The 17,862-nt window shown below is 49.5% G+C and carries 22 protein-coding genes, 1 pseudogene and 1 other annotated feature; of the genes and pseudogenes, 22 read left to right on the top strand and 1 reads right to left on the bottom strand.

Annotation, left to right across the window (positions count from 1 at the left end):
• The first annotated feature begins 1 nt into the window (after window position 1).
• The 9 genes from ACZ2GZ_RS10570 (at window position 2) to ACZ2GZ_RS10530 (ending at window position 6,700) form a co-directional block, all read left to right on the top strand.
• The gene (locus ACZ2GZ_RS10570; protein WP_470295215.1) at window positions 2-637 is read left to right on the top strand and encodes a hypothetical protein; all 636 of its coding nucleotides are present in this window, start codon (window positions 2-4) and stop codon (window positions 635-637) included.
• Window positions 638-652: 15 nt separating this feature from the next.
• Window positions 653-3,421 (top strand): hypothetical protein, encoded by a 2,769-nt coding sequence (locus ACZ2GZ_RS10565; RefSeq protein ID WP_470295214.1) that lies wholly within the window; start codon window positions 653-655, stop codon window positions 3,419-3,421.
• 16 nt (window positions 3,422-3,437) lie between these two features.
• Window positions 3,438-3,731 carry a hypothetical protein gene (locus tag ACZ2GZ_RS10560; protein ID WP_470295213.1) on the top strand — a complete coding sequence of 98 codons (294 nt, stop codon included), beginning with the start codon at window positions 3,438-3,440 and terminating at the stop codon, window positions 3,729-3,731.
• Window positions 3,732-3,778: 47 nt separating this feature from the next.
• Window positions 3,779-3,922 carry a hypothetical protein gene (locus ACZ2GZ_RS10555; RefSeq protein WP_470295212.1) on the top strand — a complete coding sequence of 48 codons (144 nt, stop codon included), beginning with the start codon at window positions 3,779-3,781 and terminating at the stop codon, window positions 3,920-3,922.
• Window positions 3,923-4,060: 138 nt separating this feature from the next.
• Complete coding sequence (locus tag ACZ2GZ_RS10550) at window positions 4,061-4,528, top strand: hypothetical protein (RefSeq protein WP_470295211.1); 468 nt, start codon at window positions 4,061-4,063, stop codon at window positions 4,526-4,528.
• Between the two features lie 12 nt (window positions 4,529-4,540).
• On the top strand, window positions 4,541-5,446 hold the full coding sequence (locus tag ACZ2GZ_RS10545; protein ID WP_470295210.1) for a peptidoglycan recognition protein family protein: 906 nt from the start codon (window positions 4,541-4,543) through the stop codon (window positions 5,444-5,446).
• The gene (locus tag ACZ2GZ_RS10540) at window positions 5,446-5,688 is read left to right on the top strand and encodes a phage holin (protein ID WP_470295209.1); all 243 of its coding nucleotides are present in this window, start codon (window positions 5,446-5,448) and stop codon (window positions 5,686-5,688) included. Before ACZ2GZ_RS10545 ends, ACZ2GZ_RS10540 begins: the two co-directional genes overlap by 1 nt.
• A gap of 191 nt (window positions 5,689-5,879) precedes the next feature.
• Window positions 5,880-6,083: a hypothetical protein gene (locus ACZ2GZ_RS10535; protein ID WP_470295208.1), complete on the top strand. Its 204-nt coding sequence runs from the start codon at window positions 5,880-5,882 to the stop codon at window positions 6,081-6,083.
• Window positions 6,083-6,700 carry a GNAT family acetyltransferase gene (locus ACZ2GZ_RS10530; RefSeq protein ID WP_470295207.1) on the top strand — a complete coding sequence of 206 codons (618 nt, stop codon included), beginning with the start codon at window positions 6,083-6,085 and terminating at the stop codon, window positions 6,698-6,700. Before ACZ2GZ_RS10535 ends, ACZ2GZ_RS10530 begins: the two co-directional genes overlap by 1 nt.
• Window positions 6,701-7,098: 398 nt before the next feature.
• Here the strand turns inward: ACZ2GZ_RS10530 and ACZ2GZ_RS10525 are convergent, their stop codons facing one another.
• Window positions 7,099-7,968: a hypothetical protein gene (locus ACZ2GZ_RS10525; protein ID WP_470295206.1), complete on the bottom strand. Its 870-nt coding sequence runs from the start codon at window positions 7,966-7,968 to the stop codon at window positions 7,099-7,101.
• A gap of 124 nt (window positions 7,969-8,092) precedes the next feature.
• On the opposite strand from ACZ2GZ_RS10525, the pseudogene radC reads away from it, so the two are divergent.
• The 13 genes and pseudogenes from radC to obgE form a co-directional block, all read left to right on the top strand.
• Window positions 8,093-8,401 (top strand): annotated as a pseudogene (gene radC, locus ACZ2GZ_RS10520) (RadC family protein); the annotation flags it as partial.
• A 185-nt stretch (window positions 8,402-8,586) separates the two neighbouring features.
• Window positions 8,587-9,423, top strand: a complete 837-nt coding sequence (locus tag ACZ2GZ_RS10515) for a DUF2785 domain-containing protein (protein WP_470295205.1) — start codon at window positions 8,587-8,589, stop codon at window positions 9,421-9,423.
• Between the two features lie 204 nt (window positions 9,424-9,627).
• On the top strand, window positions 9,628-10,665 hold the full coding sequence (locus tag ACZ2GZ_RS10510; RefSeq protein ID WP_021066877.1) for a rod shape-determining protein: 1,038 nt from the start codon (window positions 9,628-9,630) through the stop codon (window positions 10,663-10,665).
• 13 nt (window positions 10,666-10,678) lie between these two features.
• Window positions 10,679-11,569, top strand: a complete 891-nt coding sequence (gene mreC, locus ACZ2GZ_RS10505; RefSeq protein WP_214713915.1) for a rod shape-determining protein MreC — start codon at window positions 10,679-10,681, stop codon at window positions 11,567-11,569.
• A gap of 1 nt (window position 11,570) precedes the next feature.
• Window positions 11,571-12,065 (top strand): rod shape-determining protein MreD, encoded by a 495-nt coding sequence (gene mreD, locus ACZ2GZ_RS10500; RefSeq protein WP_052013683.1) that lies wholly within the window; start codon window positions 11,571-11,573, stop codon window positions 12,063-12,065.
• 5 nt (window positions 12,066-12,070) lie between these two features.
• Window positions 12,071-12,739: a septum site-determining protein MinC gene (locus ACZ2GZ_RS10495; RefSeq protein ID WP_251135217.1), complete on the top strand. Its 669-nt coding sequence runs from the start codon at window positions 12,071-12,073 to the stop codon at window positions 12,737-12,739.
• Window positions 12,740-12,744: 5 nt separating this feature from the next.
• Window positions 12,745-13,602 carry a septum site-determining protein MinD gene (gene minD / locus ACZ2GZ_RS10490; protein WP_021066881.1) on the top strand — a complete coding sequence of 286 codons (858 nt, stop codon included), beginning with the start codon at window positions 12,745-12,747 and terminating at the stop codon, window positions 13,600-13,602.
• A gap of 42 nt (window positions 13,603-13,644) precedes the next feature.
• Window positions 13,645-14,970 carry a ribonuclease E/G gene (locus ACZ2GZ_RS10485; RefSeq protein ID WP_470295204.1) on the top strand — a complete coding sequence of 442 codons (1,326 nt, stop codon included), beginning with the start codon at window positions 13,645-13,647 and terminating at the stop codon, window positions 14,968-14,970.
• Window positions 14,971-15,025: 55 nt separating this feature from the next.
• Window positions 15,026-15,097: a sequence feature (ribosomal protein L21 leader region), on the top strand.
• Window positions 15,098-15,112: 15 nt separating this feature from the next.
• Window positions 15,113-15,421, top strand: coding sequence for a 50S ribosomal protein L21 (rplU, locus tag ACZ2GZ_RS10480; protein WP_016508528.1), 309 nt, complete (start codon window positions 15,113-15,115; stop codon window positions 15,419-15,421).
• Between the two features lie 3 nt (window positions 15,422-15,424).
• Entirely contained in the window at window positions 15,425-15,760 is a 336-nt protein-coding gene (locus tag ACZ2GZ_RS10475) for a ribosomal-processing cysteine protease Prp (protein WP_031200131.1), read from the top strand.
• A gap of 12 nt (window positions 15,761-15,772) precedes the next feature.
• Complete coding sequence (rpmA, locus tag ACZ2GZ_RS10470; RefSeq protein ID WP_016508537.1) at window positions 15,773-16,054, top strand: 50S ribosomal protein L27; 282 nt, start codon at window positions 15,773-15,775, stop codon at window positions 16,052-16,054.
• A gap of 75 nt (window positions 16,055-16,129) precedes the next feature.
• Window positions 16,130-16,570, top strand: coding sequence for a Spo0B domain-containing protein (locus ACZ2GZ_RS10465; RefSeq protein WP_021066884.1), 441 nt, complete (start codon window positions 16,130-16,132; stop codon window positions 16,568-16,570).
• Entirely contained in the window at window positions 16,571-17,860 is a 1,290-nt protein-coding gene (gene obgE / locus ACZ2GZ_RS10460) for a GTPase ObgE (protein ID WP_021066885.1), read from the top strand.
• Window positions 17,861-17,862 lie beyond the last annotated feature (2 nt).

Here is a 17,862-nt window from a genome sequence, read left to right as displayed (position 1 = left end):
TATGAGTGTATTTCTCGACCTGTTTAGAAAGCTGACAGACGCCTATACAAAGAACCCGAACAGCAATGTCGGGAAACTCTTGGTCATCATATCCGAGGGCATCGACGACGTGAACGACACCTTGAACAGAATCGAGTCTTGGCGTGACATCAACCAGGCGGAGGGAACGACTCTCGACCTCATCGGTGAGAACGTGGGGCAACCGAGGGGGCAGGCGACGGACGAGGTCATGCGCATTCTGGTACGCGCCCGGGTCGCCCGAAACCTGTCTGACGGGACGTTCGACGGCGTCATCAAAGCACTCGCCGTGACACTGAACACGACTCCGGACAAGATTAAAATCAAAGAGCTCTATGACGACATTGATTCTCCCGAACCCGCTGCCATTGCAATCACTGGTTTACCGCTTGACGTCCTCAACGAATCAGGTTTGAGCGCCAATCAGTTTGGCTTGATTACGCAGCGCGTCATTGCGGCGGGAACGAGGGTCGCCGTTATCGAATTAGCAGGCACGTTCTCGTTTGCCACAGGAACGACAATCGAGACATTGACGGAAGGGTTCGCAAATACCGCCTTGACCACGGGCGGAACATTATCAGGTCTTTTGGTCAATGACGATACAGAGCTACCAATTTAAGAAAGGGTGAAATGAATGCCATACATGAAACAAATCCCTCAGTGGAGTGCGACTGGGACGAAGCCACCTCAATCGCTCATCGATAACGGCTGGCAGTTCAATCAGAAACCACCTGCTGATTACTTCAACTGGCAGTGGAACTCAGTCTATCAAGTACTGAATGAGTTGCATCAATACGCATTACACAGTGAAAAGCTAGGTGCGGCAAGCGGCATTGCGACTTTAGGGACTGACGGGAAGCTAACGGCCACACAATTGCCTGCAATTGGTTCCGCTCAAATCACCGACGGATCGATTACGAACAACGATCTTGCGACGGACATTAAAATTGGCTCGTTGACCACGCTCACGACGACGGCAAAAATGTCTGTCACGGCTGCAGTCAACGAGGTGAAAGCATCTGCAGACGCGAAGATTCCGCTCACGCAAAGGGCGGCTGCCAACGGAGTCGCCACTCTTGATGCCACTACAAAGATTCCGATTTCACAGATTCCTCTCATCCCGACGGCGAACATCACGGACGCTTCGGTGACGGACGCCAAGCTTGGCATCGACGTCAAGGTGGGGTCACTGGCCTCACTCGTCACAACGGCGAAGGGAAGCGTCGTGGCAGCTATCAACGAAGTCGATACCGACCTTATAAATCACACGAATGATGCGGTCCGACATGTCACCGTATCCGACAAGAACGCATGGAACGCCAAAGCGGAGACGACTGTCGCCACGACATCCGCGAACGGTTTGATGTCGTTCGGTGACAAGACTAAGCTCGACGGCATAGCTTCGGGCGCTCAACCCAACCAGAATGCGTTCTCGAACGTAAAAGTGGGCACGACCACCGTCGTTGCTGATTCTGCTACTGACACACTTGAACTGATTGCAGGAACGAACATCACGCTCACGCCGAACACGACCAACGACACCGTGACGATCACGAACTCGACACCAGATGCGACAACGACCGTTTCTGGGCTTATGTCCAGCGCTGACAAAACCAAACTGGACGGCGTCGCGGCGAATGCGAATAACTATACGCACCCGTCCACCCATTCAGCGAGCATCATCGTCCAGGATGCGAGCAACCGTTTCGTGACTGATGCCGAAAAAGCCGCATGGAACGCCAAGGCATCTACCGCGGTCGTCACGACTTCTGCGAATGGGCTCATGTCCTCGAGTGACAAGACGAAACTGGACGGGGTCGCCACCAATGCGAATAACTATTCGCATCCGACCGGGGATGGAAATTTACACGTCCCCGCAACAGGTACGACGAACGGTGGAAAGTTCCTTGAAGCGGGTTCGACCGCCGGATCATTGCTATGGTCCAACATCGATTGGACAGATGTCTTCAACAAGCCGACGACATTTACACCATCCGCCCATATTCATGCAATCGCAGACGTCACAGGTCTTCAAGCCGCCCTCGATGGAAAGTCCCCCACGTCTCACACCCACGCCAATGCGACGACGAGCGTGGCCGGATTCATGGCAGCTGCAGACAAGACGAAACTGGACGGCATCTCGACAGGTGCCAACCGTATCACGAACCCGGCGACGAACGGTGTGATCGCAATCGACGGGGTGAACACGACGGTCTACGCCCACCCGACGGGAGATGGAAACCTGCATGTCCCTGCGACGAGCACGACCAACAACGGGAAGTTCTTGAAGGCAGGCTCCACAGCCGGAAGTATTTCTTGGCAATCCGCGGCTATCAGCGACGTGACCGGTCTCCAAACGGAACTCAATGGGAAGTCAGACACGGGTCACGGTCACTCGGTCGCGACGACGTCATCGAACGGGTTCATGGCCTCGACAGATAAAGCGAAACTTGACGGCATCGCCGCAGGTGCACAGACGAACCAGAACGCTTTCTCAAACGTGAAGGTCGGGGCAACGACGATTGCCGCCGATTTGGCGACGGATACGCTCGAACTGATTGCGGGCACGAACATCTCTTTATCACCGAACGCTACCAATGATAGTGTCACGATTACGAACTCTACACCGACGGCAACCTCTTCGGTTGCGGGTCTGATGTCGGCATTCGATAAAGGGAAATTGGATGGCGTGGCACCAGGCGCCAACAATTACATCCATCCGTCCACACATCCAGCAACAATGATCACGGAAGACTCTGGCCATCGATTTATCACAGACGCAGAACGAACTAAATGGGATGCCTCCCAGTTGGCCAAACTCACCGAGGTGAATGGTGATGCTAAATCGATGCCGAACACAAACGCAGACCTGGTTATTGATGCGGGAAACTATAATACGAACTCGACGCATATAAACACGCCTGCGAATGAGACGAACGGAACGTTGATAGTCGTTCCTAGAGGGTCGAGTGAAACGCAATCACACACCCAATTCTTTCTCTCATCAGCGAGTGGAAAGGTATATCACAGGATTCGCACTTCGGGTACCTGGGGATCGTGGCGGCAATTTACGACTAACGACGTCACTTGGTACAACTTTTCCTTCACCGGAGGAGCGTCCGGTTTTGGTTCGGGTAACTCATATGGCGTTAAGGGAGATGGTCGGGTCTACTTCGAGGCCGTTGTGACACTTCCGAATGGACTAAGCTCTGGAACCGTCATCGCTACGCTTGTGGCAGCAGCACGCCCATCGAAAACAACATACATCCCGATTAGTACACCCAATGGGCAAACACTTCAATTTTTTGTGAACACTGCGGGTCAGCTTACTTTAAACACGGCAACGACTTCTGCAGCGAACGTAACGCTATATGGATCGTTCGCTTTAGAGCCAAACCGATAAGAAGGAGTGATTATCAATGAGCCAAGCTAAAGTCGGATTCAGATACGATGACGCAGGCTATTTCATCGAGCCGGTTGAAATTTTCGGCGACGAATTACCGGATTACGTAACGTTAGAGACATGGGAGGAACCATGTGTCAAACCACGTTTCGTTGATGGATCATGGATAGACGTAGGTCATTTGCCAGAGCCGTCACCTACCGAAATGACTGTTGATGAGAAAATCGCTTTACTGGAAAAAGAGAACATGCAACTAAAGAACAGCGTCGCAAACCTTGAAGACATGGTCGTCATGTTAACGGGGCCATAATCGCGCGCTATGACATAGATCAAACCAAATTAAAAGGAGAGAGGGAAATGAGTCTTATGTATAACTTTGCTGTGAAAATGTGGCGAGAACGTCGAGTTGATGAGGCATATATTTTGTACCAAGTAGAGGTGGGTCGTCTGACAAAAGAAGAAGCCGACGCGATTATTGCGACACCACAAAATCCTTTGTAATTCAATTAAAGAGTAACGAGAGCGTCCTCGAAGGCGTTTTTTTATTTTTCATCGCAGATACTGCATGCAGCTTAAACACAGTACAACATTGTTACAAAGGGGGTCATCAGATTCATGAACGAATCGGAGGTGAACGATATGAATGAACGCATGGGGCGTTTGGAAGAAAGGGTAGGAAAGCTTGAGGACCTTCCTGCTCGGGTGAAAACTCTTGAGGGAGGACATGAAAAACTTGCAGAAGAAGATAAAAACATCTGGCTCTTCTTGCACGAGATTGGAGACAAACTTACGCTCCACGGTAAGACACAAACTGAGACGAATACGAAAGTGGATGGGCTTACCCAGAATATCAATTCATTAAGGACCGAATTTGCGACCAAGTCTGGTGAAACGCAAGCGGTCCTTTCTCATGTCACGGAACAGAACAAGGAGCTGATTGGCATATTTAGAAGTGAACGCGAGAGTGCGGCCGACTTAAAAAAGGATAAGGAACAGACTCGTCGTGCCTGGTGGGACGGCTTTTTTAAATGGCTCGGTATCTTGTGTGGTGGCGGCGGATTGTTCGTCGCGCTGATTGCACTGCTCGGAAAATATCTAGGAGTATAGGAGGGAATTACAATGGGTTACAAAGTGCGTAAAGAATGGTTGCCATCAAGCAAGTATGCGCTAAAAGCACCGTATGCGATGAAACCGAAATACTTCACCATTCATAACACATGGAACGATGCGTCGGCTGCCAATGAGGCGAATTATATGACGAACAATGACGACGCCACGTCATTCCATTCAGTGGTCGATGACAAAGAAGTCGTGGAGCTCATCCAACCGAATCGCAACGCCTGGCATGCCGGCGACGGGGCGAACGGAACGGGGAATCGTGAATCTTACAGCCTTGAAATCTGTTATTCGAAATCTGGTGGGCGACGCTACAAAGAAGCGGAAGCTAATGGAATCGAATATACGGCCCGGAAGCTGATTGAACTTGGATTGACTCCGGACAAGGTTCGCTTCCACAAGGAATGGAGCGGCAAGAATTGCCCTCACCGTATTCTTGATGAAGGACGAGGCGCAGCATTCAAGTCGGCGATTGCGAAACGCTACAATGAATTGAAGAACCCTGTACTGAAGCCGTCCTCTCGACCTGTCATCAAACCACCTGCAACTGCAGTCAAGATCGGTTCGCTGATTACCAAAAAGGAAGTGCATGCATATGCCCGCCCAGAATGGGGGACGCAGACCGGCGCAATCGTCGAGAAGGGACAGACCCGTCATGTTTATGCCAAAAAGAACGGATGGTATCAACTGTTTTCTGGCGAATGGTTGCCTGCTCAATCTGGTGATAACTTTGATTACACGCCTGTGAAAATGTCTGAACCGACTACCGTTAAACCAAAACCCAAGCTTAAGCGAGTGATTGTGGATGGGAAACAAGTTGGTGCGTTCTCAGCTGACGAGGGTATTGTACTTTCGATTTCAGATGCACTGAAGAAAAATGCGAAAAAAATCAACGTGGAGGAAATCTGATGCAGAATCCAATTATAGCGGCGTTGCTACGTCTAATCGTCCCATTGTATGGACTTTTTAACTTGTTCTTGATTTCGAAAGGGCTAAATCCTTTACCGTTCTCAGAAGAAGAGGTCGCGACGGCTTTTTCGGGTGTAATCACTTTTTTAGGCATCGTGTGGGTATGGTGGAAGAACAATAACATAACGAAAACAGCACAAGCAGCACAACTTCATTTAGACAACTTGAAACACAAAAAATAAAATGTTGTTATTTGTCTAATGTTCTTGACTAACCTTCTCCTAGTTTGACAACACTTCGAATAAGGAATACTCTTAGTAAAGTTGTTCACTTTTAATTTTTGGTGAATGATTTGTGACATTTCAGTACAAACACGTACTAAAATGTTATTGTTTAAATGTGGGAATTGTGTACTCTAGGGGGAGGAAACAATATGGCAACGCAAAGTTTCACTACAGATTTTAAATTTAATCGTAAATCAAGCGACAATCTTCTGATCGCTTTACAGAATGCTTCAATCGTAAATCCTTCTGATGTAAAAGATGTGAAAGAAGCACATCAAGTGAGAGACGTTAAGTCTGATCAAGATATTTTATCAATCGTTAGTGCATTTAAACGTAAGGAATTAAATGGCTAATGGCGATTGAAATTTTAGCAATGTACGACTTAATAAAAACTGATGGAATTACGGAGGACGGTATTAACTCGATTCTCCGTAATTTTGTGTCTCGAAGAATAGAAGGGTCTACTAAAGCTCACGACGTTGAAGAATATTTACATACCAAAGCCATTGAATACGAGCGTTCTGGAATTAGTAGAACATATCTAGTTTTCGATTCACAAGAGGGTGGACAGGTTTTAGCTGGGTACTTCACAATTGCAAATAAAAATTTAGTGATTGCGAAAAAATCTTATAAAACTCTTTCCACAACAATGAAAAGACGCTTGATGGGATTTGGATATAAAACTGAGCATGACAACTATAATATTTCTGCTATTTTAATTGGGCAAATCGGGAAAAATTATTCTGAAGAGGCTCTTGCTTTGAGCACTATAGATGGATCATCGTTACTCAACATTGCTATGGACAAAGTGCTGGAAAGTCATCGAGTATCTGGAGGTAGAATTGTTTATCTCGAATGCGAAAACCATCAAAAACTAAAGAGCTTTTACGCAAGAAATTCATTCCTTGAGATTCCGGAATATCAATCAACGAATGGATTATGTGTAATGATTCGTAAGTTAAGTATTTAAAGCTTCTTGCATTAGACAAGAAGCTTTATTTTATTTTTCTAAAGTTGATTAGGAAGTTCTTTTGCTTTTACAAATCTCCCATTGAATTTCAAGTAGACTGAAAACAGCTCATCTTCATGTCTTACATGTAGCAAAACTCTGTCACTTAAAATTTTTTCGACACTGAAGATTATATTCCTCGTTTCTAGTGCATCTGATAACCTTTTATAAATCCAATTAAGTTCTTTAGGGTTTGCTCGTCGGATTGTTTTTTTGTATGACGCCAATTTCTTCACCTCTTTTTGTTTACTATAGTTAAAAGTGAAGGGTTCAAATTTAAAAATAGTACATTTAATTAAAATCGAACAAATCGCCTCAAAAATATTTGGATACAAAACTGATATTCAACTCAGAGCATTTTATAAATTAGAATTCACTGGGTCGAAATAAATTGAGAATTCAAAACCTTGTTCGGCTCCTAATTGAAGTCTAATCGAATGTATATTCACTTTGAATTTAACTAAAGTAGAATCGTTGCCATTGAATTGATTGGATGTTCGATAACGACAATATAAATAAAATATGTAGTCATTTTCAGATGGGGTGTACTCAGGGTCTACTCTCCTAGAAATGAAATCTAAGATTAATATTTGGACATAAGAAGGAAGTACAAAACGAGTTGTTTCACTTGTTTTCAATGAGCTAATTGTTGAAGGTGTATGGAAAATGGGGAGTTTTTTCATTGCCATTAATTTATTACCATCTAAAAAGTCCCACTCTTTTATAATCATTTCGTTATATATATGCTCATGTTTGAAAAAAGTGATTGTATAAGGATCAAATGGTGACATCAGATTTTCAGAAGATATTTCAGAGATATTATAAAAGTGCTCTATATTCTCAAGTTCTATCCAAGATTGAACGTAATAGGCATTACCTTTTCCTACGTTTTGTATATCAACATACATATCTCCGGGATGAGATTCAGTCCAGTCATTATCTTTATTAAGTTGGGTAAGTATAGAATGGTAATTTGCTGAAAAAGTAGTACTAACAGGTAAAATCATAGGTAAAGTCTCATGATCGTATTGTTTGGTCATAATTATTGTCTGTTCTTCCATATGTCTAGTCGACTGCTCTGCTATTTTTGCAGATTCTTTAGCGCTAGCTGAAGCTTGAGCACTAATTAATACTGCCCCTAAAGTTAGAAATGCTACTATAACGCTTATCATGTCTGATGCCCCAAATTCTGGATTCCATTCAAGCCAAGTGATTACCGTCTCAAACATCTATTTATCCCTCCACTAAAAAGCCTCCTAGAGGAGGAGACTTTTTAATTTTTTTCGCTTCTTTCATTATAGTATAGGACAAATAAACAAATACAGAATTAATAAATACTGTATTTACATCTAGTTTAGATGCCTGTATTTGAACACGAAGAACCAGCTCATCGCCCGGAAGACGCTGTTCGTCGGTGGGCTCAATTCGTCGATTGTCCATCCGCGCGACGTGTTCCGCGAGGCGCTCAAGCTGTCGGCTGCTTGTTTCATCGCCGTCCATAACCATCCGAGCGGGGACGCGACCCCGAGCCGGGAAGACATCGAAGTGTCGGAGCGTCTTGTTGAGGCTGGTCATATCGTCGGCATCGCTTGTCTTGACCACGTCATCATCGGGGAGGACCATTACGTCAGTATGAAGCAACGTGGATATATGAACGGGTGAACAGTGGGCAGGCGCATATGCGTCTGCTTTTTTGTTCAGACTTCATACTTCCTGACGCTCAGTCGCCGTCTTCATCGTAGCCATATTTTAGATGTTGTTGGTCCGTAACAGGAATCGTTCAACCCGTCGTCGAACACCGAGAGTACACGTTTACATACGACCTACGAAGAGGAATGTGATCAGGCATGAATGAGGAAACCATCTACCAAGAACAGGATTTGAAAGTGATATTGACGGACACCAAGGACGGGACGGTTCGATTGCACGACTTGAACGAGGAGCGGGTAATCCAATCCATGCTCCATCACATTGGCTCGACGGATCCCGAACTTCGAGATCAGTTGATTTACACGTTATTCTATCGATTCATCATCGAAGACAATCACCTGACGAACGAACAATTGACGGATATGCTCCACACGACGCTCAAATACCACTTGTTCCACGGTATCGGTGAGACGGCATCGGACACCGTCTTCACGCGGGCGTTCTCGACGCTGTTGATCGCCTTGATCGTGTATCAAGACCGCCAGCAAAGATTTTTATCGGAGACGGACATCGACATGCTGATGGCGAAGCTGTTGGCCTATCTCGATTGTGAAATCGACACGAGAGGATACGTGCCCGAAAAAGGGTGGGCCCATTCCATCGCCCATGTGGCCGATGCGTTCGACGAGCTCGCGTTGCATCCATACCTCGACGAGACGGAGTTCGGCGAGATGCTCGAGGCGTTATGGAGCAAAGTGCTGATTCCAAACATCTATATACATGACGAGGATGAGCGGTTGCTGAATCCCATCTTCGCCTTGCTCGGGCGCGGGATGGACGAACACGAGCTCATCGTTCTGTTAGAAGACTTGCCTGCCCGATTGAGCGCACAAATACAGCAACTCGAGCCCGAACACTATTGGCACGTCGTGCATAACGTGAAAACGTTTTTGAAAAGCTTTTTTGTCAAACTGCATGAGACGGAGCGACCTGTGCTTCAAACGGCAGTGCTGCTCACCTTGAAAAATATGTGACGATTGCGAGAGAGAATCCAAGCAGGCGCTTTCACGCGCTTGCTTTTTGATTTGCCTTTTTGTCGAAAAGAAGGCACACTAATATACGGTGAGACAGGACTGAGATGAACGTTATTGTAAATAACCTGTAATCGAATGAACGTTTTCAAACATGATTTTTCCGTTATAATAAAAAATAGTGTAACCAAGAGAGGAGCAGCACGTATGTTTCGTAGTTTTAACCGAGAAATCGGAATCGACCTTGGAACGGCAAATACGCTCGTTTATGTAAAAGGTCAAGGCATCGTTGTTCGTGAACCGTCCGTAGTGGCGTTCCGTACAGATACAGGTAGAATTGAGGCCGTGGGTAACCAGGCCAAGGATATGATTGGACGTACGCCGGGTAACGTCACGGCACGCCGTCCGATGAAAGATGGGGTAATCGCCGATTTCGAAACGACAGCGACGATGATCAAATACTTCATGGAGCAAGCTCAGAAGTCGAAGAGCGGTTTGTTCTCATCGAAAACGAACGTCATGATCTGTGTGCCAAGCGGCATCACGTCAGTCGAAAAACGTGCCGTGGAAGACGCAGCCAAGCAAGCGGGCGCGCGTGAAGCGTACACAATTGAAGAACCGTTCGCGGCAGCAATCGGTGCCGGTCTCCCAGTTTGGGAACCGACAGGCTCGATGGTCGTGGATATCGGTGGCGGTACGACCGAAGTCGCAGTGATTTCACTCGGCGGCATCGTGACGAGCCAATCGATTCGTGTCGGCGGTGACGAAATGGATGACGCCATTATTCGTTACATCAAAAACAAATACAACCTCATGATCGGGGAGCGGACGTCAGAGACGCTCAAGATGGAAGTCGGTTCGGCTCGCATCGACGCTTCGAACGAAAATGAGAAAATGGAAATCCGTGGTCGCGATCTCGTGACAGGTCTTCCGAAACAAATCGAAGTATCGGCTGCTGAAGTGTGTGAAGCACTCTCGGATACGGTCGAAGCGATCCTTGCTGGCGTGAAACAAACGCTCGAGCAGACGCCACCGGAACTTGCGGCTGACGTCATGGACCGCGGCATCGTCCTCACAGGCGGTGGAGCACTCCTTAAAAACTTGGATGACGTGATCTCAGATGAGACACACATCCCGACACTCGTCGCGGATGAGCCGCTCGATTGCGTCGCCATCGGGACAGGAAAATCTCTTGAAATGATGGACGTCCTCCGTTCAAAATCAGGCATCTCGTCGCGTCGATGAGTGGTGACACACGATGAGCCGGTTCGTACGGAATAAAAAGCTCATCATCACGCTGATCGGTATCATCTTATTCGTAGTGATTTTAGGGGTTTCGATTCGAGGACGGTCGGAATCCGCTTGGTACCAAGACGTCACGCGTGATGTGGTCGGAACGTTCCAACGGGTGTTCACGGTGCCGATCGGCTGGATGGACAGTACCGTGTCCTCGATTTCGAACGTACGCGATATTTATGAAGAGAACCGTCAATTGAAACAACATTTGACGAAATACGCGGAAGTGTCGGTCGAAGCCGATGACCTGCGCCGTGAGAACGAAGAATTGCGGCAAATGGTCGAGGCGGCCGATACATCGCTCCGTGACTTCGATTTGATTCCCGCCGAAGTGATCGGGCGCACGCCGAACGACTGGCAGCGCTATGTGACGATCAACGTCGGGGAAGAGCGCGGTGTCGAGAAAGGCATGGCCGTCACGGCCGCCGGCGGTATGGTCGGTCGCGTCATTCAAACGAGCGCCTACACGTCGCAAGTGCAACTCCTCTCGGACAACAACCGGACGAACAACGTCTCGGCCGTCGTCAAGGACGAGGACGGCAAAGCGACGTACGGGACGATTGACGGCTTCGACAGCGAGACGAACGAGCTCTTCTTCACGAAGGTCTCGAACAGCGTCAAGTTGAAAGAAGGCGAGATCGTGTCGACGTCAGGACTCGGTGGCCGTTATCCGGCCGGTCTTGTCATCGGAACGGTCGAGTCGATCGAGACGGATGAATATGGCGTATCTCAAGTCGCCCGCATCAAACCAGAAGCGGACTTCAATGAGTTCTCGCAAATGTTCGTCATCAATCGAACGCTCGACGAACCGTTCTTGACGGGTCCCGAGGAAGGAGGAGAAGCGGGTGAGTAACATGAAAGTGTTCATCGCCCTGTTCCTCCTCTTTCTTATTGAAGGGACATGGGCCGCCATCTTCTCATGGCACTATGTGACGCCGTTCTTGTATTTGACACTGATCGGCTTGATGTACGTCGGTTTGTATGGTCGCTTCGAGGCGGCGTTCGGATTCGGACTCGTCTTTGGACTGTTGTATGACATCGTCTATACCGACTTGCTCGGAATTTACTTATTTACTTTTTCACTCATTCCTCTCTTAGTCAGCTTCGTGTTAAAATATATAGGTGAGAACTTCTTCTCGGTCGTCATCACGTTCACGTTCATGATTCTCGTGTTTTCCTTCGGGATCTTTAGCGTCATGACGGCGGTCGGTGGGACGACCATGACCATTCAAACACTATTAGTTGAACAGATTCCAGGGACGCTCGTCGCCAACGCTGTCGCCATCGCATTGTTATACGTGCCGATGACCCGATACGTGGCGCCGCGACCTGTAGCGAAAAGAGGGTAGCCATGATGGAGCGTAAACGACATATTACGATAAAAGGACATCGCAACGGTATTGCAATCCACTTCAATCCACGGAGTGGCATCGATGAGGTGCTCGGAGAGCTTGAGGCCACGTTACAAGAAATGGAGCCGCCCTCTGGGAAGATTGCACTCAAATTGCACGCGGGTACTCGTTATTTAGACGAGGAGCTGTCACGTCAAATTCGTGAAGTCGTCGCTCGTCATGGCGTTTTTTATATCGAGGAGCTATCGAGCGAGGTCATGTTGACCGAAGAAGCGAAAGCGACCTACGGCAAAAAGACGTTCCACTACCATAGCGGGACGATTCGAAGCGGACAAGTGCTCGATTTCGATGGCTCGGTGCTCATTATCGGAGACATCAACTCGGGGTCCGAGGTTCGGGCGACGGGAAGTATCTATTGTTTAGGGACGATACGAGGAAATGTGCGTGCCGGTGTCGAAGGATGGGAGGAAGCGGTCATCACCGCCAGTCTGCTCCATCCGAAGTTTTTAGCGATCGGTGAACACGTGCTCGCGTCGGACGACGGCGAAGAGCTTCCGGAGATCGAGATGGGATGCGCATATCAGACGAATCAGGGTATTGAAATGACGCGTCTCCGTCAAGTCATGACTGGGCTGAAAGACGCTTATGCAATGGAATTACAGAGAGGGTGAGTTTGATGGAGCAAGTAGTAGAGCCTGTACATACAGCGAAAGAAGTGAAGAAAGGTCGGTCCATCGTCGTGACGTCTGGGAAAGGTGGCGTCGGGAAGACGACCACGACCGCGAACCTCGGGACCGGCCTCGCATTGTCTGGTCACTCGGTCTGTCTCGTCGATACGGATATCGGTCTTCGTAACCTCGACATCATCTTAGGACTCGACAACCGCAGCATCTATAACCTCGTCGACGTCATCAACGGCCAATGCAAATTGCATCAGGCGCTCGTCCGTGACAAGCGGTTCGAAGAGATGTATCTCTTGCCTGCGGCCCAGTCGAAAGACAAGACATCGGTTCAACCGGAGCAAGTGAAAGAAATCATCGACCAGTTGAAGACAGAATATGATTTCGTCTTAATCGATTGCCCGGCCGGCATCGAGCAAGGCTTCATGAACGCCATCGCCGGCGCCGATGAGGCCGTCGTCGTGACGACACCTGAGAAGGCCGCCGTTCAGGACGCGGACCGCATCATCGGGATGCTCGAGCAAGCGGAACATGTCGCTGCGCCGAAACTGATCGTCAACCGCGTCAAGAACCACCTTGTGGAATCAGGGGACATGCTCGACATCGATGACATCATGCGCATCTTGTCGATCGACCTGCTCGGCGTCGTCGTCGACGATGAAGAAGTCATCGCCGCCGCGAACCGTGGGGTACCGGTCACGATGAACCCGGATAACAACGCCGGACAAGCGTACCGCAACATCACGCGCCGGATTCTTGGGGAGTCGGTGCCGCTCATGTCGATTCAGACCGAACAAAAACCGGTCGGCTTCTGGACACGACTCATGATGAAATTTGGAATGAAAAAAGCCTAAGGCAACGAAAGTTGCCTTTTTGTGTCGAAAGGAGAGACGCATATGCGATTGATCTATGAACGGACCCCTTCCATCGAACGGGCCATGCTCGTCGACGGGGAGCGTCTGCTCGAAGTCGAGGAACGCTTCATCGACCAACTGTCGATCGGGACGATTCTCGAGGCCGCGATCGAACGGATTCATCCGTCGCTCGGCGCCGCGTTTTTGACGACCGGCGAGACGACGCTCTTCTTGCCAATTGCCGAGACGCTAAAAGCGCTCGAGGCATATCCGGACGTGCCAGCCATCGGTCAGGCGGCCGTCGTCGGTGAGAAGCGACTCGTCCAAGTGACGAAAGAAGGCATCAACGGCAAACACCATAAAGTGACGGAGAACATCCGCTTCGGCGGACGGTATATCGTCTACTTCCCTTATGGTCGGCGCCAGTTGTATAGCCGCAAGCTCGATTTCGTCACCCAGGACCGGTTATCGAAAGTGTTCGACCTCGAAGAGGCAGAAGGGGTGTTGTTCCGGACCGAGTCGGGGCAGGCAAGCCCTGAAGACCTTCAAGAAGAGCTCGACTTGCTCCGGACGCGTGCCAAGGACGTCATCACGGCACGAGGGGGACAGGATGAGCTGTTGTGCGAACAGTTCGTGCGACGCCATGCGGTCGAATCGGTCATGTTGAATGACAAGGAAGCGCAAGACCGGTTGACGCGGCTCGAGGTCAACGTCGAGCGTCATATCGGCAAAGGCCGGATGAAAGAAGCGGTCCGGCTCGACGGGGCAATCGAGAAGCTGGGCCAGCGTGTCGTCTGGCTCGAAGGCGGTTCGTACGTCTTGATTGAACAAGTCGAGACGATGACCGTCATCGATGTCAACAGCGGCAAGAACATCGCTGTCAAAGACAAGGGTCGCGCCGCCGACACGATTAACGAGGCCGCGCTCTACGCCGTCATGGAACAGCTCCGGTTACGCAATATCGGCGGTATGGTCGTCATCGACTTCTTGAGGGGGTCAAAGGATGGACAAGCCCGGCTCTTGAAGAAGATGAAAGAGCTCGGTGCCCGCGATCCGCGCCGTGTCGAAGTGTACGGCTTCACGCGCATGGGTTTGTTCGAGCTGTCGCGAGAACGGACCGGACGTTCGATGCAAGACCGGATGACCTATAACGGTAACCCGTCGAAGCTTGCCGTCTTCTCGCAGCTGGAGCGGACGCTGATGGAGCTCGCGCCTCAAGCCGGGGGTGTCGTCGTGACACTCCCGAGCAAGTGGCATGACGCGTCGTGGGATGGTTTTGACTGCACGGTCTTGCTCGTCGACGGAGAACCGGAAGTGGCGTTCTACGGGACGCTCGAGGAATGTCAGAATTTCGTATCTCGTCATTGACAACGATTGAACGAGAGTGGTATTATCTATAACGTTAGTTCGTTTGGAAGCACCCAAATGGCTACAACCGCACAGAACGGGTTGAAATGGTTTCGCCCTGCCCTGGATGGCGAGTCTGAGTTTAATAAGGAGGTGCACGTATATGTACGCAATCATCAAAACTGGTGGTAAGCAAATCAAAGTTGAAGCAGGTCAAGAGATCTACATCGAAAAACTCGATGCTGATGTCGAGGGTACTGTAGAATTCGGTGAAGTTCTTTTCGTTGGTGGTGACGATGTTAAAGTCGGAGCTCCACTCGTAGAGGGCGCTAAAGTCGTAGCAACTGTCGTTAAACACGGTCGCGCGAAGAAGATCACTGTCTTCAAAATGAAAGCTAAGAAAAACTACCGTCGTAAGCAAGGTCACCGTCAGCCTTACACGAAAGTTCGCATCGAGAAAATCGAAGCGTAAGCTATGATTCGAGTAATGGTCAGACGAGACGAGACGAAGTCGATTCGTTCCGTTGAAGTGACAGGTCACGCCAACTTTGCTGAACCCGGTTCTGATTTGGTCTGTGCCGGCGTTTCTGCCATCATCTTTGGGGCATATAATGCTGTCGAGGTACTTGCCGGTCAATCGCTTCTTGTAGAAATGGCAGACAAAACAGAGGGTGGCTACTTTTATGTCGAGACATATCCTGACGTATCACCGGAGGACATGACTCGCACCCAACTGTTATTAGAAGGGATGCTCGTGCAACTAGACACGATCGCCCATAGTTACGGTGATTATATCCAAATTGAACAATAGGAGGTGGACCTCATGTTACAATTGAACCTTCAGTTCTTCGCATCGAAAAAGGGAGTAGGATCGACTAAAAACGGTCGTGACTCGATTTCGAAACGCCTCGGCGCTAAACGCGCTGACGGACAGACTGTTTCAGCTGGATCGATTCTCTACCGTCAACGCGGTACGAAAATTCACCCAGGTGAAAACGTCGGCCGTGGTGGCGACGACACATTGTTTGCAAAAGTTGACGGCGTAGTACGCTTCGAGCGTCTTGGTCGCGACAAGAAACAAGTGAGCGTTTACCCAGTTGCGTAAGTAGAACCACGCAGAAGACTCTAGCCACTTATTTGGTTAGAGTCTTTTTTACTAGTTTTACTAGGAGAGGATTTCATGAACTCACAAGCAGCACTGAAACTATTATCGACCGTCCGTCACGAATGGATGAATCGGCTTCAGATGATCTCCTTGTACGCGGCGCTCGAGCCTGAAAAACTTGAGGAGCTGTACGAGCGATATCGTCAGCACGCCGACGAGGAGAGTGCGCTCATTCGCTTGGACATGCCGACGACGAGTCTCGTCCTCATGCAAGCGAACTGGGAAGGGCGGTTGACCTATAAGGTATCGGCCGACCGCGTGTCGCTAGACGACGCGCGCGTGGCGGACAAGCTTGTCCGTCTTCTGTCAGGAACGGATGGACCGATTCATGTGACGTTCACGGACGGACTGATGGTCCGCGTCTTCGGTCACGTACCGGACGACGTGTTCACGTCAGATGAAGTGTACGAGCAAACAGTAGAATGTTCTACGTTCGTTATAAAGGAGGGGAATTAAATGTTTGTCGATCAGGTTAATATTTTTGTAAAAGCTGGAGACGGCGGTAAAGGGATGGTTGCGTTCCGCCGCGAGAAGTATGTTCCAGACGGTGGACCAGCAGGAGGAGACGGAGGTCACGGTGGTGACGTCGTCTTTGAAGTAGAAGAGGGATTACGTACACTCGTTGATTTCCGATTCTCGAAAAAGTTCATCGCCCATGACGGTGAAAAAGGGATGTCGAAAGGCATGCACGGACGAAAAGCGAAGCCGCTCGTCGTCAAAGTCCCACCAGGTACGATCGTGTTCGATGCACAAACAGATACGGTCATCGCCGACCTTACCGAGCACGGCCAACGGGCCACGATCGCCAAAGGTGGACGTGGGGGCCGCGGGAACTGTCGTTTTGCGACGCCATCTAACCCGGCACCAGAGATTGCCGAGAACGGGGAGCCAGGTCAAGAGCGTGAATTGCGTCTTGAGTTGAAATTGCTCGCTGACGTCGGTCTTGTCGGATTCCCGTCAGTCGGGAAATCGACGCTCTTGTCAGTCGTCTCGTCGGCACGCCCGAAAATCGGCGCGTATCACTTCACGACGATCACACCGAACCTCGGTGTCGTCAAGACGGCAGACGACCGTGACTTCGTCATGGCCGACCTTCCTGGACTCATCGAAGGGGCGAGCCAAGGCGTCGGCCTCGGTCACCAATTCTTGCGTCACATCGAGCGGACGAAAGTCATCGTCCACATGATCGATATGAGCGGCATGGAAGGGCGCGACCCGTTCGAAGACTACACGACGATCAACCGCGAGCTCGAGTCGTACAACTTACGTCTCCTCGAGCGTCCGCAAATCGTTGTCGCCAACAAGATGGACATGCCGGATGCGCCGGAATTACTTGAAGAGTTCCAAAAGAAAATCGGAGACGACGTCAAAGTCTTCCCGATCTCGGCACTCGCCAAAGAAGGACTTCGCAACCTGCTCATCGAAGTAGCTAACCTTGTAGACTCGACACCTGAGTTCCCACTCGAAGAGCTCGAAGAGAAGACGGCCACACCACGTGTCGTTTATCGTTACGAGAAGGAAGAGAAGGGGTATCAGATTCATATTGATGAATACGAACGCTTCGTGATCACAGGGCCTCGTATCGAGAAGCTCTTCAAGATGACGAACTTCGATCACGACGAATCAATCAAGCGCTTTGCGCGTCAAATGCGTCAAATGGGCGTCGATGACGACCTTCGCAAGTTAGGTGCCGAAGACGGCAGCGTCGTCGCCATCTTGGACTTTGAATTCGAATTCGTCGAATAATC

The sequence above is a fragment of the Exiguobacterium sp. KKT215 genome (genome assembly GCF_055635335.1).
The sequence above is the reverse complement of the archived record's forward strand: the minus strand, read 5'-3'. Positions and strand labels throughout refer to the sequence as shown.

What these genes read in the sequence shown, in the direction of transcription:
- ACZ2GZ_RS10510 (WP_021066877.1), top strand. Translation starts at nt 9,628, where the DNA reads ATGTTTCGTAGTTTTAACCGAGAAATCGGAATCGACCTTGGAACGGCA.
- ACZ2GZ_RS10555 (WP_470295212.1), top strand. Translation starts at nt 3,779, where the DNA reads ATGAGTCTTATGTATAACTTTGCTGTGAAAATGTGGCGAGAACGTCGA.
- ACZ2GZ_RS10565 (WP_470295214.1), top strand. Translation starts at nt 653, where the DNA reads ATGCCATACATGAAACAAATCCCTCAGTGGAGTGCGACTGGGACGAAG.
- ACZ2GZ_RS10485 (WP_470295204.1), top strand. Translation starts at nt 13,645, where the DNA reads ATGCGATTGATCTATGAACGGACCCCTTCCATCGAACGGGCCATGCTC.
- ACZ2GZ_RS10475 (WP_031200131.1), top strand. Translation starts at nt 15,425, where the DNA reads ATGATTCGAGTAATGGTCAGACGAGACGAGACGAAGTCGATTCGTTCC.
- ACZ2GZ_RS10560 (WP_470295213.1), top strand. Translation starts at nt 3,438, where the DNA reads ATGAGCCAAGCTAAAGTCGGATTCAGATACGATGACGCAGGCTATTTC.
- ACZ2GZ_RS10525 (WP_470295206.1), bottom strand. Translation starts at nt 7,968, where the DNA reads ATGTTTGAGACGGTAATCACTTGGCTTGAATGGAATCCAGAATTTGGG.
- ACZ2GZ_RS10545 (WP_470295210.1), top strand. Translation starts at nt 4,541, where the DNA reads ATGGGTTACAAAGTGCGTAAAGAATGGTTGCCATCAAGCAAGTATGCG.
- obgE (WP_021066885.1), top strand. Translation starts at nt 16,571, where the DNA reads ATGTTTGTCGATCAGGTTAATATTTTTGTAAAAGCTGGAGACGGCGGT.
- ACZ2GZ_RS10495 (WP_251135217.1), top strand. Translation starts at nt 12,071, where the DNA reads ATGGAGCGTAAACGACATATTACGATAAAAGGACATCGCAACGGTATT.
- ACZ2GZ_RS10530 (WP_470295207.1), top strand. Translation starts at nt 6,083, where the DNA reads ATGGCGATTGAAATTTTAGCAATGTACGACTTAATAAAAACTGATGGA.
- mreD (WP_052013683.1), top strand. Translation starts at nt 11,571, where the DNA reads ATGAAAGTGTTCATCGCCCTGTTCCTCCTCTTTCTTATTGAAGGGACA.
- ACZ2GZ_RS10535 (WP_470295208.1), top strand. Translation starts at nt 5,880, where the DNA reads ATGGCAACGCAAAGTTTCACTACAGATTTTAAATTTAATCGTAAATCA.
- minD (WP_021066881.1), top strand. Translation starts at nt 12,745, where the DNA reads ATGGAGCAAGTAGTAGAGCCTGTACATACAGCGAAAGAAGTGAAGAAA.
- ACZ2GZ_RS10465 (WP_021066884.1), top strand. Translation starts at nt 16,130, where the DNA reads ATGAACTCACAAGCAGCACTGAAACTATTATCGACCGTCCGTCACGAA.
- ACZ2GZ_RS10570 (WP_470295215.1), top strand. Translation starts at nt 2, where the DNA reads ATGAGTGTATTTCTCGACCTGTTTAGAAAGCTGACAGACGCCTATACA.
- mreC (WP_214713915.1), top strand. Translation starts at nt 10,679, where the DNA reads ATGAGCCGGTTCGTACGGAATAAAAAGCTCATCATCACGCTGATCGGT.
- rpmA (WP_016508537.1), top strand. Translation starts at nt 15,773, where the DNA reads ATGTTACAATTGAACCTTCAGTTCTTCGCATCGAAAAAGGGAGTAGGA.
- ACZ2GZ_RS10540 (WP_470295209.1), top strand. Translation starts at nt 5,446, where the DNA reads ATGCAGAATCCAATTATAGCGGCGTTGCTACGTCTAATCGTCCCATTG.
- ACZ2GZ_RS10550 (WP_470295211.1), top strand. Translation starts at nt 4,061, where the DNA reads ATGAATGAACGCATGGGGCGTTTGGAAGAAAGGGTAGGAAAGCTTGAG.
- ACZ2GZ_RS10515 (WP_470295205.1), top strand. Translation starts at nt 8,587, where the DNA reads ATGAATGAGGAAACCATCTACCAAGAACAGGATTTGAAAGTGATATTG.
- rplU (WP_016508528.1), top strand. Translation starts at nt 15,113, where the DNA reads ATGTACGCAATCATCAAAACTGGTGGTAAGCAAATCAAAGTTGAAGCA.